This window comes from Williamsia sp. Y844 (genome assembly GCF_056786475.1).
The window spans coordinates 940299-962393 of record NZ_JBXCJB010000002.1; the positions used below are offsets into that span (position 1 = coordinate 940299).

At 64.9% G+C, this 22095-nt stretch carries 18 protein-coding genes and 1 tRNA gene; 14 read left to right on the forward strand and 5 right to left on the reverse strand.

The window, feature by feature from the left end:
- Window positions 1-8 precede the first annotated feature (8 nt).
- Window positions 9-653 (forward strand): TetR/AcrR family transcriptional regulator, encoded by a 645-nt coding sequence (locus tag AC1TQG_RS16620; protein ID WP_482138653.1) that lies wholly within the window; start codon window positions 9-11, stop codon window positions 651-653.
- Window positions 654-686: 33 nt separating this feature from the next.
- Here AC1TQG_RS16620 and AC1TQG_RS16625 read toward each other — a convergent pair whose 3' ends face one another.
- Complete coding sequence (locus tag AC1TQG_RS16625; protein WP_482138655.1) at window positions 687-2315, reverse strand: molybdopterin-dependent oxidoreductase; 1629 nt, start codon at window positions 2313-2315, stop codon at window positions 687-689.
- Window positions 2316-2462: 147 nt separating this feature from the next.
- Here AC1TQG_RS16625 and AC1TQG_RS16630 point away from each other — a divergent pair, with 147 nt between their 5' ends.
- The 6 genes from AC1TQG_RS16630 to AC1TQG_RS16655 all read left to right on the forward strand — a co-directional run bounded on the left by AC1TQG_RS16630 (window position 2463) and on the right by AC1TQG_RS16655 (window position 9061).
- Complete coding sequence (locus AC1TQG_RS16630; RefSeq protein ID WP_482138656.1) at window positions 2463-3728, forward strand: DUF7937 domain-containing protein; 1266 nt, start codon at window positions 2463-2465, stop codon at window positions 3726-3728.
- A 200-nt stretch (window positions 3729-3928) separates the two neighbouring features.
- Window positions 3929-5140, forward strand: coding sequence for a metallophosphoesterase family protein (locus AC1TQG_RS16635; protein WP_482138658.1), 1212 nt, complete (start codon window positions 3929-3931; stop codon window positions 5138-5140).
- Window positions 5137-7749, forward strand: coding sequence for an AAA family ATPase (locus AC1TQG_RS16640; RefSeq protein WP_482138660.1), 2613 nt, complete (start codon window positions 5137-5139; stop codon window positions 7747-7749). Before AC1TQG_RS16635 ends, AC1TQG_RS16640 begins: the two co-directional genes overlap by 4 nt.
- A 67-nt stretch (window positions 7750-7816) precedes the next feature.
- Window positions 7817-7889: transfer RNA gene (locus tag AC1TQG_RS16645), tRNA-Arg, on the forward strand.
- 250 nt (window positions 7890-8139) lie between these two features.
- Window positions 8140-8622, forward strand: a complete 483-nt coding sequence (locus AC1TQG_RS16650; RefSeq protein WP_482138662.1) for a MarR family winged helix-turn-helix transcriptional regulator — start codon at window positions 8140-8142, stop codon at window positions 8620-8622.
- Between the two features lie 28 nt (window positions 8623-8650).
- A complete protein-coding gene (locus AC1TQG_RS16655; protein WP_482138664.1) occupies window positions 8651-9061 on the forward strand; it encodes a DUF5313 family protein in 411 nt (136 codons plus the stop codon).
- An 81-nt stretch (window positions 9062-9142) separates the two neighbouring features.
- Here the strand turns inward: AC1TQG_RS16655 and AC1TQG_RS16660 are convergent, their stop codons facing one another.
- Window positions 9143-9907, reverse strand: coding sequence for a DUF305 domain-containing protein (locus tag AC1TQG_RS16660; protein ID WP_482138666.1), 765 nt, complete (start codon window positions 9905-9907; stop codon window positions 9143-9145).
- The gene (locus AC1TQG_RS16665) at window positions 9907-10770 is read right to left on the reverse strand and encodes a DUF3105 domain-containing protein (protein WP_482138668.1); all 864 of its coding nucleotides are present in this window, start codon (window positions 10768-10770) and stop codon (window positions 9907-9909) included. The genes AC1TQG_RS16660 and AC1TQG_RS16665 overlap by 1 nt, the downstream gene beginning before the upstream one ends.
- Window positions 10771-10963: 193 nt before the next feature.
- On the opposite strand from AC1TQG_RS16665, the gene argS reads away from it, so the two are divergent.
- From argS to rho, 6 genes are all read left to right on the forward strand, one after another.
- Window positions 10964-12616 (forward strand): arginine--tRNA ligase, encoded by a 1653-nt coding sequence (argS, locus tag AC1TQG_RS16670; RefSeq protein WP_482138670.1) that lies wholly within the window; start codon window positions 10964-10966, stop codon window positions 12614-12616.
- Window positions 12613-14049, forward strand: coding sequence for a diaminopimelate decarboxylase (lysA, locus tag AC1TQG_RS16675; RefSeq protein WP_482138672.1), 1437 nt, complete (start codon window positions 12613-12615; stop codon window positions 14047-14049). Before argS ends, lysA begins: the two co-directional genes overlap by 4 nt.
- Entirely contained in the window at window positions 14046-15356 is a 1311-nt protein-coding gene (locus AC1TQG_RS16680) for a homoserine dehydrogenase (protein WP_482138674.1), read from the forward strand. The genes lysA and AC1TQG_RS16680 overlap by 4 nt, the downstream gene beginning before the upstream one ends.
- Window positions 15349-16428, forward strand: a complete 1080-nt coding sequence (gene thrC, locus AC1TQG_RS16685; RefSeq protein ID WP_482138675.1) for a threonine synthase — start codon at window positions 15349-15351, stop codon at window positions 16426-16428. Before AC1TQG_RS16680 ends, thrC begins: the two co-directional genes overlap by 8 nt.
- Window positions 16429-16482: 54 nt before the next feature.
- A complete protein-coding gene (gene thrB, locus AC1TQG_RS16690; RefSeq protein ID WP_482138677.1) occupies window positions 16483-17448 on the forward strand; it encodes a homoserine kinase in 966 nt (321 codons plus the stop codon).
- 307 nt (window positions 17449-17755) lie between these two features.
- Window positions 17756-19948 (forward strand): transcription termination factor Rho, encoded by a 2193-nt coding sequence (gene rho, locus AC1TQG_RS16695; RefSeq protein WP_482138678.1) that lies wholly within the window; start codon window positions 17756-17758, stop codon window positions 19946-19948.
- Window positions 19949-20009: 61 nt separating this feature from the next.
- On the opposite strand, the gene AC1TQG_RS16700 is transcribed toward rho, so the two are convergent.
- On the reverse strand, window positions 20010-20720 hold the full coding sequence (locus AC1TQG_RS16700) for a DUF3105 domain-containing protein (RefSeq protein ID WP_482138680.1): 711 nt from the start codon (window positions 20718-20720) through the stop codon (window positions 20010-20012).
- Between the two features lie 151 nt (window positions 20721-20871).
- Window positions 20872-21588 carry a DUF3105 domain-containing protein gene (locus AC1TQG_RS16705; protein ID WP_482138682.1) on the reverse strand — a complete coding sequence of 239 codons (717 nt, stop codon included), beginning with the start codon at window positions 21586-21588 and terminating at the stop codon, window positions 20872-20874.
- A 200-nt stretch (window positions 21589-21788) separates the two neighbouring features.
- Between AC1TQG_RS16705 and rpmE the strand changes: the two genes are divergently transcribed.
- On the forward strand, window positions 21789-22025 hold the full coding sequence (gene rpmE, locus AC1TQG_RS16710; protein ID WP_482138683.1) for a 50S ribosomal protein L31: 237 nt from the start codon (window positions 21789-21791) through the stop codon (window positions 22023-22025).
- Window positions 22026-22095: the final 70 nt, after the last annotated feature.

A 22095-nucleotide genomic window follows, 5' to 3' on the forward strand; every position in this document is an offset into this window, starting at 1 on the left:
TGGGCGACATGCACAGTGACGTCCCGGGTCCGCGCCGCCTGTCCGTCGAGGATCGCCGCGCACAGTTGGTGGAGAGCGCACTGGCACTGGCCGATCGCGGTGGGATGAGCGCGGTGACCGTGCGCGGAGTCGCCGAAGAGGCCAAAGTCTCACTGGGCGTTGTGCATTACTGCTTCGACGACAAAGAGCAACTGGTCGCGGCGATGATCGAGAAGGTGATCACCGAACAACTCCAAGCGCTGATCGGTTCGATTCCGACCGGCACCCTCGAGACCGGCCGAGATGCGTTGCGCACCTGGGTAGAGGAGGCGCTCACCGGGGTGTGGCGCCGCGCCGCGGAATTTCCCGGTCGGTGGCTGCTGATGATCGAATCGATGCTGTTCTCGCTGCGTCAGCCGAGCGGTTCGGCATCCGCGGGTCAGGCGTTGGTACAACATCAGACCGCCGAGAAGTACGGCCGCGCTTATCTATCGGAGATCGGCGAACGCTGTCAGATGAAGTGGGACATTGATGAGCGAACACTGGTGCGGTCTGCGTTGCAGATGCTCTTCGGAACAGTCCAATGGTGGCTCGTCGATCGCGACGATGCCGCTGCGCGCAGGTCACTCTCGCTCGTGGCGGGCCTGATAGCCGATTCCGCATCACCCAACTAGGACATACGGCAACAAGACGTACGACATCGGCGGTCAGCCGACCACCGACACCGCGATGGTGTGGAGTCCGGTTGCGCCGTCCGGAACCGAGGGCGCTTCGGCTTCGATCTGCTGTTGCCCGTCGCCGTCGACGGCGCGGACGGTCAGTTGATGTTTGCCGGGTTCGGCGTTCCAGTCCCACTTCCACAACCGCCAGGCATCGATCAGGTCCGGTGGCAGGACCTCGGCATCGTTCCATGGGCCGTCGTCTACCCGGACCTGGATGGCGTTGATTCCCCGGCCCTGGGCCCAGGCGACGCCGCCAACCGTCACCGGTCCTGCCGCCACCGAGGAATTCGGTCGAGGAACGTCGATGCGCGAACTGCTTTTGATCGGACCCTTTTCGGCCCAGCCGAGGGTTGTCCAGTAGGCCCGGGCCCGGTCGAATCGTGTCACCTCGAGCGAGACCACCCATTTGGTCGCCGAGACGTATCCATAGAGTCCCGGGACGACCATGCGCACCGGGTAACCGTGCTCCACCGGCAGGGGTTGTCCGTTCATTCCGACCGCGAGCATCGCGTCTCGGTTGTCGGTCAGTGCGGTCAGCGGTGTTCCGGCCGTCCATCCGTCCGCACTGGTGGACAGGACCATGTCGGCGTCGTCCGCCGGGCCGGCCAGGGCCAGCAGATCGCGGATGCGGTAGCCGGTCCAGGTGGCATTGCCGACCAGATCTCCGCCGACGCTGTTCGACACACACGTCAGCGTCACCACGGCGTCGAACGGGGTGTGGTCGCGGCGCAGTTGATCGAGATCGATGCGGACCTCGCGGTCGACCATCCCGTGGATCCGCAGCGACCACGAATCGCTCTTCACCTGCGGCACCGTGAGCGCCGTGTCGATGCGATAAAAGTCCTTGTTGGGGGTGATGAACGGGGTGACATCTTTGAGTTCCGGGGCGACGGTGGTCACGGTATTGGTGGCCGACGGCACATCGAATGCAGCACGATCGGCGCCGACCGAGCCCGTGTTGCGCCACAACGCCGTGGCGCCGAGGCCGGTGACCGCGACGGCGCCACCCACCACGGAAGCACCGACGAGGAACTGGCGGCGTTCGACTTCCCGTGGTTCGACGTCCCGTGGTTCGACTTCCCGCGTCCGCACCGCTTCCGGGTCCAGATGTGAGCGGGCGTCGGTCGACTGATCGAACTGGGGCGCCGGCGCTGTTGCAGCGCTGTTGATGCCGGGTTGAATGCGGCCTATGAGGATATGCAGCGCGACCATACCGACAGCAACGCCGAGCAGCGTGGGCAGCGCCCAGGTCCACACCGCGGTCGGCCGGTCCAGCGCGGCGGCGATCCCGATCGCGCCGACCACACCGAAAATCACCAGTCCGACAGGAGGCCGCCTCGACTCTGCGAACCCGGCGACGGCCGCGATGAGCGCCATGATCGCGCCGATCGACGCGAGGAGCACAGGTTTGTCGTTGGTACCGAATGCGTCGATGGCCCATTCGCGCATCGACGCGGGCGCGCCGTCGATGACAGCGGAACCGACCGCGTGAAGCGGCGCGGCGCCGCGGTCGACCGCGAGTGCGCACAGGTAACCGATGCCGACACCGAGGGCGGCACACAGGACTCCGCCGACCATCGCTGCGAGCGTCCGTTCAGGCGGTGAGAAGGGCATGCAGACCAGTATCCTCGCGCCGATCCCCGTTCGTCGCCGACGAATTGAACCTTTGGGTTCGAACAGCGTCGACGAAGACATGGAATGGCCGGCGACTGTCGTACGATATGACCCTTGCTTCGGGGGGTTGTAAGGGGAGGAACGCATATGTTGCCAGGGGTGGTTCCCACGCGGGCCGATCGAATGCGTGACGTCATCGCGGTGGTTGCGCTCCTGGTGTCGATGGGCCTGGACTGGAACGCGGACTCGATCGCGTTGCTTCGGGTGGATGCGACGCTCATCACCGGGATCTCGCTGTTGTCGTTGCTGTTGCCGGCGGCGAGCCGGCGGGGTCTGTTCGGTCCCACCTGGTCGCCGGCGCGGTTGCGGGCGGCGAAAATGATCGCCGGTGTGCCGTATCTGGCGCTGGTTGCGGTGTACCTGTTCTGGGACATCTCCAGTCGGTGGATCGAAGTGTCCTACGGCAGTACCGGATTGGGGCCTGCGGTGTGGGTCGGTTTGGCCGGAGCCGTACTGGCGGCTCAACCGCGAGAGTCGGATCTGTTCGATCTGACTCCGGGTATGCCCTCGCGGGTGGATCTGCACGCCCGGCTGGTGCTGATCTGTCTCGGAGTTCTGTTCGCCATCTCATCCGTCGCCGGAGCGGCGACGTCGGTCTTCCGTTTCGTCGACGGTATCGATGCGGTCGCCGGACTCCGCGTCGGCGCGCTCAACCCGCTCGTCGATGCGATTGCGGCCCTTGTCTGGCTGGTCATCATCGGCCGGTTGGTCTGGTCGGCTGCGGTCGGTAAACCGGCTGCCGGACTGGCACTTTCGCTACCGGCCTGGGCGGTTGCCGGATGGGCGGTGATGGTCTCACTGCCGGGTATGCCATATCTGTCGGTGGACACCGTGCAGTTGAGCTATCTCGGGGTGGGCCTACTCGGCGGGATCGGGGCCGCAGCCCTGTCGCCGGCTCTGCCCACCCGCCCGGCGCTGACCCAGGCCCAGTACTATTTGCCGCCGCTGGGGTTGGTGGCCGCGATCTCGGCGTTGTGGATCGCTCTGTCGGTGGTTCGGCTGACACTGTATTCCGCGTCGGCCGCGACGCTCGGCGCACTGTTGTTCTTCACGATTGCACTCGCCGGGGCGGTTCTCACCCGAGATCGACTGGCGAGCAACGACGCCGATCGGCGCAACACGCTGCTGGCGCTGGCGGCCACCCTGTTCGGGTGTGGGCTGGCGGTTCTGCTGCTGATGAGCCTTCGGGTCGACTGGAACCAGCCCGCGCCGATGGCGTTGTGGCTCAACGCACTTGTGGTACCGGTATTCATCGTCTGGCGAGAAGCGCTCGCGCCTGCGATGGCGGCCCCGGGGGCAACGTCGGCGAAGACATCGGCGAATATGCATGCGAATACGTGGGAAAGCGTCTGACGGGTTCGAACGCGGTTCAGAGCGGGTCACAGTACGGGTACGAGGTGACCGGCGGCACCCGTGTTGTCGGTGGCAGGGCAGGTGACGGTGGAGAGCGAGTGCTCGTGATCGGTCGGTGACCCACCGCGGCAGGTCCAACGCTCTGTCGTAGTGCCCTCGTAGGATCGTCGCAGTACCGACGAAACCGAGAGGAGTCACCTGTGAGTGTCGCGCTTCCACTGTTCGAGCCCGCCACCGAGGTGACGTTCATCCATACCGCCGACTGGCAGTTGGGCATGACCCGGCATTTCCTGAAGGGCGATGCACAGGCGCGGTACACCGCTGCGCGCCAAGAGGCGATCGGCCGTATCGGTCAGTTGGCATCGCAACACAATGCCGAGTTCGTCCTGGTGTGTGGCGATGTGTTCGAGGATCGGCAGGTCTCGTCCCGCGTGATCCGGCAGAGTCTCGACGAACTGTCGCAGGTGCCTGTCCCGGTGTATCTGCTGCCCGGCAACCACGATCCGATGGATGCGTCGAGTATCTACGGCTCCAGGGTCTTCACCGAACACCTGCCGCCCAATGTGCACGTCCTGGGCACGCCCGGCCCGGTGCAGGTCCGGCCCGGGATCCGGATCATCGCGGCGCCCTGGACCACCAAGGTTCCGTTGTCGGATCTGCTGGCCAGGCAGGTCGACGGATTGGCGCCGGGCGACGACATCCGAATTGTCGCCGGGCACGGCCGCGTCGACTACCTCGCACCCGACTCGGACGACCCCACCCTGATCGGTGTCGGTGACCTCGAGAGGGCGATCGACGACGGACTGATCGACTATGTGGCACTGGGAGATCGGCACTCGGCCACCGATGTCGGCCGGACCGGGCGCATCTGGTACTCCGGTGCCCAAGAGGTCACCAACTACGACCACCGGGAGACCGACCCCGGGCAGGCGCTCGTGGTGACGCTCACCCGTGGAGCCGGTCTGCCCGGCCACGACCCTGATGCCGGCCCCCAATCGGTGACGGTGACGCCACACCCGGTGGGGCAATGGTCTTTTCGCACCATCGAGCACGACGTGAACGGTGCCGACGACATCGCCGACCTGCGTCGCCGGCTGGACGAGATCGACAACAAGACTCGCACCGTGGTCCAGCTGGCACTGCGTGGTGCGGTCACCATCACGCAGCGCGCAGAACTCGACGAGATGCTCGAGCAGTTCGCCGACCGGTTTGCCGCCCAGACATTCTGGGCGTTGAAACACGATCTCGTGATCCGGCCCGGGCCGGACGACTTCGACCAGCTGGCGCTGAGCGGTTTCATCGGCGACGCCGTGGCCGAATTGTCGGGCGCTGCAGGCGGCACTGATCCGGAAGCGGTCACGGCGCAGGAGGCCCTGGCTTTGCTGTTCCGGTTGGCAGGGGACCGTCGGTGAAGCTGCATCGGCTGCGGCTCAGCAATTTTCGCGGCATCACCGAGCGCGAAATTCACTTTGCCGCAGTGGGTGTGACGGTGGTCGAGGGTGCCAACGAAGCCGGCAAGTCGTCGATGATCGAGGCGTTGGACCTGCTGTTGGAGATTCGTTCGGACAGCAAGAGCACCCGGGTGCGTGCGGTCGCTCCGGCCGGTGTCGATGCCGGTAGCCTCGTGGAGGCCGATATCAGTTGTGGCCCTTACCGGTTCACTTACACCAAACAGTACAACCGGGCGGCCCGTACCGAGCTGGTCATCCACGAACCGGCACCGGAGCAACTCAGCGGACGGACCGCACACGACAAGGTGTCCGAAATCCTTGACGGCGCTGTCGATATGGGATTGTTCAAGGCGCTGCGGCTGATGCAGGCCGCCGATCCGAGTGTCGGCGATCTCAGCGGAAGCTCGGCATTGTCGCGCGCACTCGATGCCGCCGGTGGTTCGCCCGGTTCCGCCGTGGACGGCAGTGACGACAACTCGATTTTGATCGAGCGGGTGCGAACCGAATACGAACGATACTTCACCGCCGCGCAAGGGCGTCCGTCCCGCGAATTGGCCGCAGCGACTGCGGATCTGGAGGCCGCAGAGCTTCGGCACACCGAAATGGTCGCGGTCATGGCCGAGATCGCCAAGGATTCGGCCCGGCTCGACTCGCTCACCGACTCTCGTCGGGAGGTCGCCAACGCCGTCGAATTGGCAACGGTCGACTTGGCGGCGCTCAGTGCCGAACGCGAACAGGCTGCCGGACTACAAGGCCGTCAACATGACGCGCAACAGACGGTGCGTCTGGTCGGCCAAGAACTTGCGCTGCTCGACCGTGACCTGGCGGCCCGCGCCGAGATCGATCGGCAGATCGCCAACCGCAACAGCGGCATCGAGGAGTCCGACCGGGCGCTCGGAGATCTACGCGAGAAACTTGATGACTGCGTCCGCGAGGTCGAGGTGACAGATGAGCGCCTGGATGCCGCCCGCCGGCGTGATGTGGAGGCGACCGAGCGCGTGGCCGCTGCGCGTGTGAGCGCCCGCCTCGACAGCACCCGGGCGCGCCACTGTGAACTCATCGGAATCCTGGAACGCGTGGACCAGGTGCACGCCGAATTGGCGCGCTGTCGCCGTGACATGGCCGCGGTGGCGTACGGCAGCAACGAGATACCGGTTGCCGAGGCGCTCTCGAGCGACGTCGCCGTTGCTCGAGCGAACGCAGAGCTCGCTGCCGCGACGATGTCGGTGACCCGGCTGGGCGAGACCGTCGTCGAGGTCGTCGGGCATGCAGATGCCAACGGCCATGGCGCCGTCGACACAGAGTTCGCGGTCACCGGCGAGACCGTGGTCGAAGTGGCGGGTGTGGTGCGGGTAGTGGTCACACCCGCCGCCGGGTCCGCGACGCTCTCGCATCGCGTGACCCAGGCTGAGCGAGCGCTGGCCGGGTTTTTGTCCGAGCGTGGTGTCGAAGACGTGGCGGAGCTACGGGCGCTTGTGCGGCGACGTGAGCGGGCAGAGAGTGCCGTCGAGGCTCAGCAGGCGCAGCTCGCCGGGATTCTCGGCGAACGTGACGAAGTGGTCCTGCGCGCCGAATGCGCCGAACTCGGTGAGCGCGTGGGTGCGTCGAGTGGATCCGATGATGTTCTCGACGTGGCAGAGGCCGAGCAGGCATCGAATCTGGCGGCTGCCGCTGTGGCCCGGTTGTCCGAGACGGCCTCCGAGTTGCGCAGCCGCCGAGGCGGTCTCGACGCCGAACTGCGCAGGCTGGGGGACAACGCATCAGAACTGCGCAGGCAATGTGACGAACTGCAGACGCAGCGCGCCGAGCTGAGTGAGGCCGCAGATGATGCAGACCTGTCACGCCGTCGCGTCGACCTCCTCGATCGGTTGGTCGATGCAAAACAGGCGCTCGGGCAGATCGACGCGCAGATCGCGGAAGCAGATCTGGAGACCCTCGAGATGCAGTACTCGAACAAGGCTGCGGTGGTCGAGCAGGGCCAACCCAAGCTCAAGGCGCAGGGCGACGAGATCAACGAGCTGCGGGCCCGCATCGACATCCGGCGTGACGACGGCAAGCTCGACCAGTTACACCGGGCAGCAACCGAATTGGAGAGCGCGAAGGCCGAACACGAACGGGTTCGGCTGCGGGCAAGTGCTGTCGCCCTGCTGATGCAGACTTTGGAACGGCATCGGGACAACACGCGGCGTCGGTACGTTGCTCCATTTGCCGACCAGATCCTGCGGCTCGGAAAAGTGGTGTTCGGCCCGACGTTGCAGATCGGGGTCGACGAGGATCTGCGCATCACCACGCGAACCCTCGACGGCGTGACCGTCGACCATGAGTCGTTGTCCGGGGGAGCGAAGGAGCAACTCGGCATCATCAGTCGCCTTGCCTGCGCGATGCTGGTCGACCCGGTCGACGGCGTACCGGTGATCATCGACGACGCGCTCGGATACACCGACCCGGGCCGCTTGGCGGGCATGGCCGCGGTACTCGGGCGTGCCGGGCGGCAGACCCAGGTCATCGTTTTGACCTGCACGCCTGCCCGCTATTCCGGTGTCGGTGGTGCGCAGCTGGTGATGGTCTAAAGACTCGCGCGTCCTGGCGTTTTGGGTTGGCTGAGTCTGATGCGCTACGCTGATCCTCGCCCGATGAGCCCCCGTAGCTCAGGGGATAGAGCGTCCGCCTCCGGAGCGGAAGGCCGCAGGTTCGAATCCTGCCGGGGGCACTTATTTTCTTTCTGGCAACGCTCCGCTTTTCAAGCCGAGTTGCCGTTCTTCTTCCAGGTACCGCGTCAATAGCGTTGTGGTTCAGTGGAAGTCGTCGACCCGTTGGCGAACCGGTAGGATTCGGCGTTCCCGGCCAGTAGGCCTCCGGTACCGAACTGTGGTTCAGTCCACGTTCACGGACATTGCATCAACTCCTTCGTGGACATATAGTTAGTGCGATAACTATGTTGGCACGATCAAAGAGGTGCGATGTCTGATGGGCTGTTGATCCAGGGCGATCCGTTGGCGCTCGAACGGCAGGTCTGCTTTGCGCTGGCCGTGGCCAACCGGACGGTACTCGGTGTGTACCGGCCGCTGTTGGAGCCGTTGGGACTGACGCATCCGCAGTACCTGGTGATGCTCGCGTTGTGGGAGCGGGCGCCGATGTCGGTGCGTGAGATCGCCGAAGCCCTTCGGCTCGATTCGCCGACACTCTCGCCGCTGCTCAAACGCCTCGAGGCGGCCGGATTGATCACTCGCACACGCAGTGTCATCGACGAGCGGCAATTGGTCGTCGAACTCACCGAGGCCGGACGTGACCTCCGGACCCAGGCCGAGAAGATCCCGTACGCGGTCGTCCGGACGCTCGGCGTGGATCTTGATGTTCTCGAAGAACTGCACCGGGTTCTCGGCACCGTAAACCAGGCGGCGGAAGCGGCCATCGCCACCGGCTCGATCACCCTGGAACCGTAGGGTTCCAATGCATTTCAGGAGTAACAAGATGACGCAGCGCAAACGGCCGAACCCCTGGCAGTGGATCGCCTACAGCTGGGGGCGCAAGCTGCCCGACGAGTTGCAGGATTGGGTTCGGCACGACCTGACGGGCCGCTGGCGGGTTGCGCGGCACCTCGTGCGTGGCATGATCCCGTTCCTCCCCGTGTTCGCGCTGTTCCTGCTCTTCCCGGGGCCGATCTACTTGCGGCTGGCGATGATCCTGCTCGGACTCATCCTGGCGCTGTTCTACTGCAGTGCCTACATGCAGATGAACCGTGAACACCGGCTCGAACTCCATGGGCTGCCCGCCGACCTCGAGAGCCCCGCACAGGCGCGCAAGCATGATGCGAACCGGGTCGCCTACGAGAAGATCCACGGCCGCAGCGTCCCGGTGCAACAACGGCGCCACCTGAGCTGATCACCTCTGCACCGAACAACGAAAAGCCCCTGTCCGACATCGGACAGGGGCTTTTCGTGTGTTGATCAGTTGTTGGTCTGATCAGTTCATCGGAAGTGGTGCAGCGCCGCGGCTCTCGAGCATCTTCGTCATGGTCTCCGACTCGGAACTCTGAACGTTGATCATCTGCTGGGCCAGTTCGCGGACAAACTCCTCGCTGACATGGTCGGGCTCCACCGCGTACTCCATCATTCCGATGCCGCCCTGGTGGTGGCGCAACATCAGTTGCAGGAAGTAGATGTCGAGCTCGCTGCCCTGCAGGGATCGCAGCTTGTTCATCTCCTCGGTGGTGGCCATACCGGGCATCGGCACGCCGGACGTCGACATCTCCATACCGGAATCGGTGGATCCCTTGTCCGTCGAATGCCCGTGTCCGGAGCCGCCGTCGGTCATCCAGGCCATGGGTTGGCCAGGATTGCCCAGCGGGTAGTCCCAGCGGGTCAGCCAGGACTGCATCTGACCGATCTGGTTGACCTGCGTCGTCAGGATGTCGTAGGCCAGGCTACGGACCTGCGGATCGCTGCCGCCGTACAGCTCCAAGGTCGCCATCTCGACGCCCTGCTGGTGATGTGCGCTCATATCCTGCGCGAACCCGACCGCAGCCGAATCCTCCGCGGGCCGGTTGCTGCCGTCATCACCGTCGAACGTGGTGCGGAGCAACAGTCCGACCACAACGCCGACGAGAAGTACTGCGATGGCACCGAGGACGAGCACCGCGGTCTGCTGGCTCCGGTGACCGCGCGACGGGTGCCGATCGGTGGTATTCCGATCGGACTCGTCGCGGGGGTCCTCGCCCGGTGCCGTCATCAGCCCGCCGGGTTCGGCGTGGTCGGAACCATGCCGCTTTCGTCGGTGGCCTGCGTCGTACCGGTGCCATCCATCTGGATCGCGTCAGCCGGGAGCGGTCCCACGTCGGCGGCAGGCGGGTTGCTCGGATCGAAGGATCCCGGGATTGCCGCACACTGAGCGCCGACCTCGGGATAGGCGGTCGCGTCCGGATAGTCCGGGTAGACGCCGGTGTTGCTGTTCTGGCGCAGCGCCTCGATGAACTGGTCGATACGCGGGTCGCCTGCGGAGTCCAGCTTGAGCTGGTGGCCCCAGGACTGCAGCGAGATGGGCCGGTCCAGCGTCGGGTACGGCGAGAGCAGCATGTACTGCTCGCTGTCGACCTTCGACTTCAGGATGTCGAGGTCGCCGGGGGCGATGGTCTCCGGGTTGTACGCGATCCAGATTGCACCGTGCTCGAGCGAGTGCACCGCGTTCTCGGTGCGCAACTCGTTGGGGTAGGCGACGCCGGTACACGTGGCCCACACGGCGTCATGCGGCCCGCCGAAGGGCGGCGACTGGTCGTAGGCGACCCGCTGGGTCGGCTCGACATGCTGACCGGCCGGGTAATAGATCTTGGTGACGCCCTCGATCTTGTCCGAAGGATCGGGATTCGAGGCGGACGGCGTGTACTGCGCGACCTCCTGTTTGTCCTCGTACTTCGGGATCAGATAGACGGCGAGTCCGGCGACGATGAGCAGGACCACCGCCACTCCACCGATGGTGCCCCACGGGAACTGGCGTCCACCGCCGGCCTTGACCACCGGTATCTGACCAGCCTTTTTCTTCTTCCCGGAGCCCGCAGGCCTCTTCGGGATGTTGCCTTGGTTCTTGGCGTCAGCCATGGATCTCTTTCGGTGCAATTCTATGGAGAGCGGACGTCGCACTGCCGACTTGTTCACCGGCGATACGAGAGTCTACGTGGGCACCTCCACACCGCCGAGAGTTGACAAGATCGAGCCGACCGCTCGGGCAGTGACAGGCGTCAAGTCAATGCGATTGTCTTTGATGATCGGTCGGCCAATAGGATGGTGCATCGTGACCCCCGCCGACCTCGCGGTACTCCTGCATGCCGCCACCTCCACAGTGCTCACCGACCACGGACTCGATGTGTCCGCGTTGCCGGAGTCTGTTGTCGTGGAACGCCCACGAAACCCTGAGCATGGCGATTACGCCACCAACATTGCGCTCCAACTCGGCAAGAAGGTCGGTGCGAATCCCCGTGAGCTGGCCGGATGGCTCGCGACCGAGCTCATCTCGCGCGACGGTATCGCCACCGCGGATATCGCCGGACCCGGATTCGTGAACATCACACTGGCCGCCGATGCGCAGAACGCGGTTGTCGCCGATGTACTGACCGGCGGCGGTGCATACGGCACCAGTGAGATCTATGACGGTCTGAAGGTGAACCTCGAGTTCGTCTCGGCCAACCCCACCGGACCCATCCATCTCGGTGGTACCCGCTGGGCCGCCGTCGGCGACGCCCTCGGCCGGGTTTTGTCGGCCGCCGGTGCCGCGGTGACCCGCGAGTACTACTTCAACGATCACGGCGCCCAGATCGATCGGTTCGCGCGATCACTGCAGGCCGCTGCGCTGGGTGAACCGACCCCCGAAGACGGCTACTCCGGCGCGTACATCAACGACATCGCGGCACAGATCGTCGCCGAGGTGCCCGATGTGCTCAGTCGGCCGGAAGCGGAGCGTCTCGAAACGTTCCGCTCACACGGTGTGGACCTGATGTTCGGGCAGATCAAGAAGAATCTTCACGAGTTCGGCACCGACTTCGACGTCTACACCCACGAGAACAAGATGTTCGAGTCCGGTCAGGTCGACAAGGCGATCGCCGAACTCAAGGCCAACGGCAACCTGTACGAGAACGACGGTGCGTGGTGGCTGCGGTCCACCGCCTTCGGCGATGACAAAGACCGCGTGGTCATCAAGAGTGACGGCGAAGCGGCGTACATCGCAGGTGACATCGCCTACTTCAAGGACAAGCGTGATCGCGGCTTCGACCTCTGCATCTACATGCTGGGCGCCGACCACCACGGTTACGTGGTGCGCCTGAAGGCCGCCGCGGCCGCCCTCGGTGACGACCCGGACCGGTTGGAGGTTCTGATCGGCCAGATGGTCAACCTGGTCAAGGACGGGCAACCGGTACGGATGAGCAAGCGCGCCGGAACCGTGATCACCCTCGACGATCTGGTCGAGGCCGTTGGTGTCGACGCCGCCCGCTATTCTCTGATCCGGTCCTCGGTGGACGTCAACATCGACATCGACCTGAACCTGCTCGTCAGTCAGTCGAACGAGAACCCGGTCTACTACGTGCAATACGCACACGCCCGGCTCTGCGCGATCGCTCGTAACGCGGCGGCACTGGGTCTGGTCGGCTCCTCCGATCACCTCGAGTTGCTGGTCGATCCGGCCGAAGGCGACCTGATCCGCACACTCGGCGACTTCCCGGCAGTGGTCGACACGGCCGCGCAATTGCGTGAGCCGCACCGTGTTTGCCGTTACCTCGAGGCGCTGGCCAGCACCTACCACAAGTTCTACGATCGTTGCCGCGTGTTGCCGCAGGGCGACGAAGAGCCGGTCGACATCCATGCCGCACGGCTGGCACTGTGCGGTGCCACCCAGCAGGTCATCGCCAACGGTTTGGCGATGGTCGGCGTCAGCGCACCGGAGCGAATGTGAGCGCCAACCCCGTCGGCCCGCTTCACGCGGAGATACTTGCCGAGGTTCTCGCCGAACCGCGGCTTGCCGAACGTCCCAACAGCGCAGCCGATCTGGCGCAGTTGCCTGCCAACGTCTATCCGCAGGGCACCGACCGCGACAGCAACGATGTCGCCCGGATCGGCGGCATTCCCGTCACCGAGTTGGCGCAGACGTACGGCACGCCACTGTTTGTCATCAATGAGGACGACTTCCGGGCCCGCTGCGCCGCGATGGCCAAGGCATTCGGTTCCGCCAAGCACGTGCACTACGCATCCAAGGCGTTTTTGTCGTCGGAGGTTGCGCGGTGGGTGAAGTCCGAGGGGCTCTCACTGGACGTCTGTTCGGTGGGGGAGCTGACCGTCGCCCTGCGCGCGGGTTTCCCGGCTGATCGAATTGCATTGCACGGCAACAACAAGTCGGTTCCGGAACTCGAACTGGCTGCGTCGTCCGGTGTGGAACACGTGGTGCTGGACTCGATGATCGAGATCGAGCGCCTCGATGAGATCGCCGGCCGCCTCGGTGTCGTGCAGGACGTACTCATCCGGCTCACGGTCGGCGTCGAGGCGCACACCCACGAGTTCATCTCCACCGCGCACGAGGATCAGAAGTTCGGATTTTCGTTGGCCGGGGGCCTGGCCATGGACGCGGTCCGCCGGGTCTTCGCGACCGAGCACCTCCGCCTGGTCGGACTACACAGTCACATCGGCTCACAGATCTTCGACGTCGACGGATTCGAGCTGGCGGCACGCCGCGTGCTGTCGCTGGTGCGTGACGTCGTCGCCGAGTTCGGCCTCGACAAGGCCGCGCAGCTGTCGATTCTGGATCTTGGTGGCGGACTGGGTATTTCGTACCTGCCGTCGGATGACCCGCCGCCTGTCGAGGAAGTTGCCGACAAGCTCGCCCACATCGTCGAAACCGAGTCGGCGGCTCTGGGGCTACCCACGCCTACCATCGTGGTCGAACCGGGCCGCGCGATCGCCGGACCGGCCGGTGTCACGCTTTACACCGTCGGCACCGTCAAAGACGTGCAGATCTCACCGGGTGGGGCGCATCGCCGCTACGTGTCGGTCGACGGCGGGATGAGCGACAACATCCGGGCCGCGCTGTACCAGGCGGAATACGATGTGCGCCTGGCCTCCCGGATCTCGACCGCCGACGCGGTGGTCAGCCGCGTGGTCGGAAAGCACTGCGAGAGCGGCGACATCGTCGTCAAGGACTGTTGGCTGCCCGGCGACGTCGGACCCGGAGATGTTCTGATGGTTGGTGCAACGGGCGCGTACTGCTACACGATGTCGAGCCGGTACAACATGGTGACCCGACCAGCTGTGGTCGTAGTTGAGGGCGGCGTATCGCGAGTGATGCTGCGGCGCGAGACCGTTGAAGATTTGTTGAGCCTGGAGGTGAACGAATGACGGAGAACGGCACGCGCGCCATTGGTGTTGCGGTACTCGGAATGGGCAACGTCGGTACCGAGGTGGTGCGGATCCTCACCGACAACGCGGCAGATCTGACGGCCCGCGTCGGTGCACCGCTGGAGATTCGTGGTGTGGCGGTTCGCGACCTGACCAAGCCGCGCGGTATCGACCCGGCGCTGCTCACCGACAAGCCCGAAGAGCTCGTGGCTCGCGACGATGTCGACATCGTGGTCGAGCTGATGGGCGGTATCGACCCGCCGCGCATGCTCATTCGTGAGGCACTGCAGAGCGGCAAATCGGTGGTGACCGCCAACAAGGCGCTGTTGGCCGACTACACCGGCGAGCTGGCGACGGCCGCGGCAACGGCAAAGGTCGACCTCTATTTCGAGGCGGCCGTGGCCGGGGCGATCCCGGTGATCCGCCCACTGATGCAGTCGCTGGCCGGTGACACGGTGACCAAGGTGGCCGGAATCGTCAACGGCACCACCAACTTCATCCTCTCGTCGATGGACGCCGACGGCAGCGACTACAACGAGACCCTCGCCGAGGCCGGCCGACTGGGATATGCCGAAGCCGACCCCACAGCCGACGTCGAAGGGTATGACGCCGCAGCGAAGGCAGCGATCCTGGCGTCGATCGCGTTCCATTCGCGGGTGACCGCGCTGAACGTTTATCGCGAGGGCATTTCGAGCATCACCGCTGACGATCTCGCCTCGGCGCACGCACTCGATTGCACGATCAAGTTGTTGTCGATCTGCGAGCGCATCGTCGATGAAGATGGCAGCCAACGGATCTCGGCGCGCGTTTACCCCGCGCTGGTCCCGTTGGAACACCCGCTCGCCGGGGTGAACGGCGCTTTCAACGCCGTGGTGGTCGAGGCCGAGAACGCCGGTCGTCTGATGTTCTACGGCCAGGGTGCCGGCGGCGCACCGACCGCATCCGCAGTGTTGGGAGATCTGGTGATGGCGGCACGGAACAAGGTCCACGGCGGACGCGGTCCGCTGGAATCGACCTACGCGTCATTGCCGATCGCCCCGATGGGCGACGTGCGTACCCGCTACTACGTATCGATGCGGGTCGCCGACAAACCCGGGGTTCTGGCAACGGTTGCCGGTGAGTTCTCCGCCCGTAACATCAGCATCTCCACGGTTCGTCAGGAAGGCGCCGGTGAGGATGCCCGACTGGTTGTGGTCACGCATCGTGCGCCGGATGCCGCGCTGTCGGAAACCGTTGCGGCGCTGGAGAAGTTGGATGCGGTCTTGAGTGTTTCGAGTGTTCTGCGACTGGAGGGTACCAATGAGTGAGTCAGCAGCTGTGCATCGTGCATGGCCGGGCCTGATCGAGGCCTACCGGGATCGACTCCCGGTCGGCGACGACTGGAAGGTTGTCACCCTTTTCGAAGGCGGCACCCCGCTGATCAGTGCCCCGCACCTGTCCGAGATCACCGGTTGCGACGTCTATCTCAAGATCGAGGGCCTCAACCCGACCGGTTCGTTCAAGGACCGCGGGATGACCATGGCTGTCAGCAACGCCGTCAACAACGGCAAGACCGCGGTCCTGTGCGCATCGACCGGTAACACCTCGGCCTCCGCCGCGGCGTATGCGACCCGCGCCGGGATCACCTGTGCGGTGTTGATCCCCGAGGGCAAGATCGCCATGGGCAAGCTGGCCCAGGCAGTCATGCACGGCGCGAAAATCATTCAGGTGCAAGGCAACTTCGACGATTGCCTCGAGCTCGCCCGTAAGGCGACCGCAGAGTTCCCGCAGATCGAGTTGGTCAACTCGGTCAACCCGGCGCGTATCGAGGGTCAGAAGACCGCAGCGTTCGAGATCATGGATGTGCTCGGCCGGGCTCCGGATGTGCACGCGCTGCCTGTCGGTAACGCCGGAAACATCACCGCGTACTGGAAGGGCTACACCGAATACCATCGCGACGGTCTTGTCGATTCGACGCCACGGATGTTGGGTGTCCAGGCTGCCGGCGCCGCGCCGCTGGTGACCGGCGTTCCGGTGAAGGATCCCGAAACCATCGCCACCGCAATCCGCATCGGCTCTCCCGCCAGCTGGAACCAGGCTGTGGCGGCCAAGGACGAATCGGGCGGGAAGTTCCTGGCAGCAACCGACGAAAAGCTCCTCGAGGCATACCGGTTGATCGCAGGCCGCGAGGGAGTCTTCGTGGAGCCGGCGTCGGCCGCGAGTGTGGCCGGCCTGCTGGCCGCCCGCGCCGACGGCTGGATCTCCGCCGGTGAACTGGTGGTCTGCACCGTCACCGGCAACGGTCTGAAGGATCCCGATACCGCGCTGGCGGGCATCCCGCCGGTCGAGGCCATCCCGGTCGACCCCGTGGCGGTCGCAGCCGCGCTGGGACTGAGCTGATGACCACCCCGGCGCATGCCGTGCCGAACGTCTTCGCGAGTTGATGGGCGCGGTATGAACCCCGTTCTGCCTGTGGGCCTGCAGGTGCGCGCTCGCGTGCCTGCGTCCAGTGCCAATCTGGGGCCCGGCTTCGACTCGCTGGGCATCGCGCTGGGGATCTACGACGACATCTCGGTGACCGTCTCCGGTCCCGGTCCCGGTCTGCGGATCAGCGTGAGCGGGGAAGGTGCGCAAGGGGTTCCCCTCGACGAACGCCATCTGGTGGTTCGTGCGATCAACCGTGGGCTCGAGGCGGCCGGTGTCACGGCCCCGGGTCTGGATGTCGAGTGCCGCAACAGCATTCCGCACTCCCGTGGCTTGGGTTCATCGGCTTCTGCGGTGGTCGGGGGACTGGCCGCAGCCGCCGGACTGGTTCGCGCGGCGGGCGTGGGCACCCCGTTGTCGACCGATGCGCTCGTGCAGTTGGCCTCGGAATTCGAAGGGCACCCCGACAACGCGTCGGCCAGCGTTCTCGGTTCGGCGGTGGTGTCGTGGTCGGAGGCCGCCTGCGGTGAGGTTCCGGCGGCGCTGGAGACAGATACGTCGCACGAGGTGAGCTATTTCGCCAGGAAACTCGACGTCAATCCGTCCATCCGGGCGTTTGTGATGATTCCGCAGGTCGAGTCGTCGACCGCCGTCACCCGCGGGCTCTTGCCGGACGCGGTCGCACGGGTGGACGCGGTCTTCAACGTCAGCCGTGCCGCGCTCGCCGTGGTGGCACTGACCACCGATCCGGGTCTTCTGCTCGCCGCGACCGAGGATCGGCTGCACCAGGACTACCGCGCCCCCGTCATGCCTGCCACCGCGCAAATGGTTCGTTGGCTACGGGACCGGCAGGTTCCCGCCACCGTCTCCGGGGCCGGCCCGACCGTCCTTGCACTCACGGCGTCACCATTGCCCGACGGGTCGCATGAGAAGGCAGCTGAACTGGGATTTGTGCTCGACGAGGTAGAGATCGCGCCGGGAGTAGTCGTACACTGAAAAGCGGCCGGGTCAGCTGGCTCATCCACTGTTAGGGAACACGCCGTCGTCGCTGGGTGTTGCTCATACTGTTGAACGTGGTTAGCATGTACCCGTCCAGCCGCGAAAGTTTCACCACGCGTGCTTCTCACAAGAAATGTGAAATTCTACGGTCAGAGCCCGCGGGCGTAATTCCGTGAAATCGAAGCGCGGCATACGACACAAAGCCTAAAAGACCGCTCCAAATAGCGGCACCTCTCACCTGGTCTCCGGGTGCGAGAAACACTGCCCCCGCGAATCTACCGGCGGGGGAAGGAAAGGATATCCGTTGACGGATACGGACCTCATCACTGCACAGGGTGCGCAAAACACGCTTGACCTCGGCGGAGTCGACACTCCCAAAGCCGAACGTCGTCGTGGCACCGGACTGTCGGGGATGGTTCTCACCGAGTTGCGCGGCCTCGCCGGCGAGCTCGGCATCAAAGGCACGTCAGGTATGCGTAAGAGCGACCTGATCGCGGCCATCAAGGAGCGCCAGAGCGGTTCGACCGCCGCTGCTGCGCCTGCAAAGACCAAGACGGCCACCAAGGCGCCGGCCGAGAAGACCTCGGCCAAGGCCGATGTGGCCGCGCCGACGAACGCGGCGGATGGTCAGTCGACCGAAGCGAAGACCGAGCCGCCCGCGAAGACCGGAGCCGTGCAGGATGCCAAGAAGGCACCGGTTGCCGAGGCCAAGGGTGAGTCGGCCCCGGCGGAGACGGTTCGTCGTGATCGGCGCCGTGGCGCGTCCACCGACAACGCGGAGTCGGTAGCCAAAGACACCGGTTCCGACACCTCAGCGCAGGTCAACGCTGAATCAGGCGACGACAACGAGTCTGCCGACGGTGCTGATGCGCGTCGGCAGCGTCGTCGCGGACGCGATGGACAAGACCGCGCCGGAGCCGGCCGTGACGGCCAGGGCGCTGCTCGTGACAACCAGGGCGGACGCGACAACCAGTCCGGTGGACAGAGCCGCGACGGCGGACAGAACCGCGACCGGGGTGGCGACACCCGAACCGCGGACCGCGACAACCGGGGTGGCGACAACCGGGGTGGCGACAACCGCGGTGGCGACAACCGCGGTGGCGACAACCGCGGTGGCGACAACCGCGGTGGCGAAACCCGGAACGCAGACCGAGACAACCGCGGTGGCGACAACCGGAACGCAGGCAACCAGAACAGCGGTCCGCGCAACAACAATCGTGACAACGGTCCCGACGACGACGATGGTGACGGCCGCGGCCGTCGTGGACGTCGCTTCCGCGAGCGTCGCCGTGGACGCGATCGCACCGACGGTCCCGGTGGCGGCGGCGAGCCGCAGGTATCGGACGACGATGTGTTGCAGCCGGTGGCGGGCATCCTCGACGTCCTCGACAACTACGCGTTCGTACGGACCTCCGGGTACCTGGCCGGTTCGAACGACGTCTACGTGTCGATGAACCTGATCCGCAAGAACGGTCTGCGTCGCGGTGACGCGATCACCGGTGCGGTCAAGGTTGCCCGTGAAGGCGACCAGTCGAATCAGCGTCAGAAGTTCAACCCGTTGGTTCGGATCGATTCGGTGAACGGTGCCGACGTCGAAACCGCCAAGCGGCGACCGGAATTCAACAAGTTGACCCCGCTGTACCCGAACCAGCGACTGCGGTTGGAGACCACCAGCGATCGGATCTCGACCCGCGTCATCGACCTGGTCATGCCCATCGGCAAGGGCCAGCGTGCGCTGATCGTCTCGCCTCCCAAGGCGGGTAAGACCACGATCCTGCAGAACATCGCCAACGCGATCTCGATCAACAACCCCGAGTGCTACCTGATGGTCGTACTTGTCGACGAGCGGCCTGAAGAGGTCACCGACATGCAGCGTTCGGTCAAGGGTGAGGTCATCGCCTCGACCTTCGACCGGCCGCCGTCAGATCACACGTCGGTCGCCGAGCTTGCCATCGAGCGGGCCAAGCGTCTCGTCGAAGACGGTAAAGATGTTGTCGTCCTGCTGGATTCGATCACCCGCCTGGGTCGCGCCTACAACAACGCGTCTCCGGCATCGGGTCGAATCCTGTCCGGTGGTGTCGATTCCACGGCGCTGTACCCGCCGAAGCGTTTCCTGGGTGCGGCTCGAAACATCGAGAACGGCGGCTCGTTGACGATCATCGCCTCGGCGCTGGTCGAGACCGGATCCACCGGTGACACCGTGATCTTCGAGGAGTTCAAGGGCACCGGCAACGCCGAGCTCAAACTGGACCGCAAGATCTCGGAGCGTCGCGTGTTCCCGGCCGTGGACGTCAACCTGTCCAGTACCCGTAAGGACGAGTTGCTGCTGTCGCCGGAGGAGTTCTCCATCGTGCACAAGCTGCGCCGCGTGCTTTCCGGATTGGATTCGCAACAGGCCATCGACCTGCTGGTCAGCCAGTTGAAGAAGACCAAGAACAACATGGAGTTCCTGATGCAGGTGCAGAAGACCGCACCGGGGAACATGAAGGACGACTGAATCGTCCCCGGCACCAACAACAACCCACTTCTTCCCACCCGGGAAGAGGTGGGTTTGTTCGTCAGCTCTCGGGGACGGTGCCCGGTCCCGGATCAAAGGGCGGGGGATCGGATGGGTCGAATCGTCCCGGCACCATCGCGCACGTGGCGCCGGGTTCGGGATAGCCGGTTGCCGAGGGGCTTTCGTCGTACACGCCGGGTTGCGTGTTCTGCCGGGTGGCGGTGATGAACTGGTCGATCCGCAGATCGTCGACGTCGTCGACCCTGAGTTGGTGTCCCCAGGACTGCAACGAGATCGGCTTGTCCAGACCGGGATACGGCGACATCAGCATGTAGTTGAGGCCGTCGACCCGCTGCTCGAGTTCGGCGATCTCACCTGCGTCGAGATCGTCGGGGTTGTAGGTGATCCACACGGCGCCGTGTTCGAGGGAGTGGACGGCGTTCTCGGTCCGGATGGCGGTGGGGTACACCATTCCGGTGCAGGTGGCCCAGACCGAGTCGTGTCGTCCGCCCATGGGCGGCGAGTACGTGTATTTCACCTTCTGGTTGTCCAGGACGTGCTCGGCCGCCGGGTAGTAGACCTTGCGCACGCCGTCGATCTGATCCGTCGGATCGGGATTGGAGCTGCTGGGGACGAAGGCCCGGGTTGAACTGCCACCGTTTCCACCACTGGTGGTCGCGGCTTGTGGTTCGCCCGTCTGCGACGAACTGCACGCGCTCAGGCCGATGACCAGTAGGAATCCGGTTGCGGCAAGCTTTACCACTGGTTTCACGTTCGTACCTGTCTGGTCGGCTTGATCGGGGCGTTGGTTCCTGCTGGGCCATCATCCTGTCAGAGCCGCCATCCTGTCAGAGCCGCCATCCTGTGAGGGGCGGCAACCCGTCGGAGGTGGCGACGTGTCAGGGCCGGCATCCGATCAGATGTCAGGTCTCGGGCACCGTGCCCGGTCCGGGCTCGAACGGTGGGGGATCTGCGGGATCGAAGGCATCCGGCACCGCGGTGCAGCTGGTCCCCGGGGTCGGGTGGGCGGTGGCGGCCGGATCCTCGGGATACACGTTGGACTGTGCGTTCTGTTTGGTGGCGGTGATGAACTGGTCGATCCGCGGGTCGTCGGCGCTCGCGACCTTGAGTTGGTGTCCCCAGGATTGCAGTGAGATCGGTTGGTCCAGACCCGGATACGGCGACATGAGGGTGTAATCCACATTTGCGACCCGCTCGGCCAGCGCGTCGACCGCGTCGACGTCGAGATCGGGGCTGTACGTGATCCAGACCGCCCCGTGTTCGAGCGAATGGACGGCTGTTTCGTTGCGGATCGCGACGGAGTACACCACGCCGGTACATCCGGCCCAGGCCCAGTCGTGGGTTCCGCCGAACGGTGGCGAATACGTGTAGCGCACCTTTTCGTCACGTTCGACGTGAGCCGGGGACGGGTAATAGACCTTCAGCACACCCTCGATCTGATCAGTGGGATCAGGATTGAGTCCGCTCGGTACGAAATCCAGGAGAGTGAGGCTATCCGTTGCCGACGGTTGCGAGACCTCCTGGCGTCCCGAGGCATCGTCAGACTGTGTTGAACTGCATGCGGTCAACCCGATGAGCAGTGCAAATACGGTCGTTCCGAAACGTGCTGCGTGTGTCAACGTCAAACCTGCCTGGCCGGAATGAATCTGGGCGCGTTGTTGTTGGGATTATCGTGCCGCAAGAACAGGGCAGCTCCTCAACTGGTACCAGCGATTGGCAGGTCGGGAGGCTGTTCTGGCATACTGAGCGGTCGAGTCCGGTTCCGGTTCACACCTTCGATCCGCGCAGGTGACCCGGCGACCATGAAAGGGACACCAGAATGAAGCAGGGAATCCACCCCGAATACGTCGAGACCACTGTGGTCTGCGGCTGCGGGAACACTTTCCAGACCCACTCCACCCAGGTGTCGGGTCGGATCAACGTCGAGGTCTGCTCGCAGTGCCACCCGTTCTACACGGGCAAGCAGAAGATTCTCGACACCGGTGGCCGTGTTGCGCGCTTCGAGAAGCGCTACGGCAAGCGGGCCGCTGCAAAGAAAGACGCAGCAGACAACTAGCTTGTATGACCGGCGTCTGACTCTGCCCTGCGGCAGGTCAGGCGCCGGTTTCTTTTTTCTTTCGCAGCCC